This window comes from Leifsonia sp. 2MCAF36, from assembly GCF_052115525.1.
Taxonomy (GTDB): Bacteria; Actinomycetota; Actinomycetes; order Actinomycetales; family Microbacteriaceae; genus Leifsonia.
The window spans coordinates 1-489 of sequence record NZ_JBFRGV010000023.1; the positions used below are offsets into that span (position 1 = coordinate 1).

The 489-nt window shown below is 64.3% G+C and carries 1 protein-coding gene; it reads left to right on the top strand.

Annotated elements, in window-relative coordinates; translation table 11 throughout:
* Positions 1-140: 140 nt before the first annotated feature.
* On the top strand, positions 141-489 hold a 349-nt coding region (locus AB4079_RS19415), incomplete at its 3' end, for a VCBS domain-containing protein (RefSeq protein ID WP_441788972.1).

Here is a 489-nt window from a genome sequence, read left to right on the forward strand (position 1 = left end):
GACGCACCCGTACTCAGTTTCGCCAACGGCAACGATGCCGGCGCGGTGCAGGAATACACCACGCTCAGCGTCAGCGGCCAGTTCAGTTCAAGCGACATCGATCATGCCGCCACCGCGACCTGGAGCATTGCCGGGTCCACATCGATCATGCCGCCACCGCGACCTGGAGCATTGCCGGGTCCAATACCGGCACCTACGGCTCGATCGCCGTCGACAGCACGGGCCAATGGACCTACACGTTGGCCAACGGCACCRATGGCGTCGCCAGTGCCGTGCARTCGYTGMARGCCGGCGAGAGYCAYRACGARGTGTTCACCATCCAGGTCAGCGATGGCCTGGGCGGYGTCGACACCCAGCAGGTGACYGTSACCGTCASCGGCAGCAAYGACGCACCSGTRCTCAGYTTCGCCAGCGGCAACGATGCCGGYGCGGTGCAGGAAGACACCACGCTCAGCGTCAGCGGCCAGTTCAGTTCAAGCGACATCGATC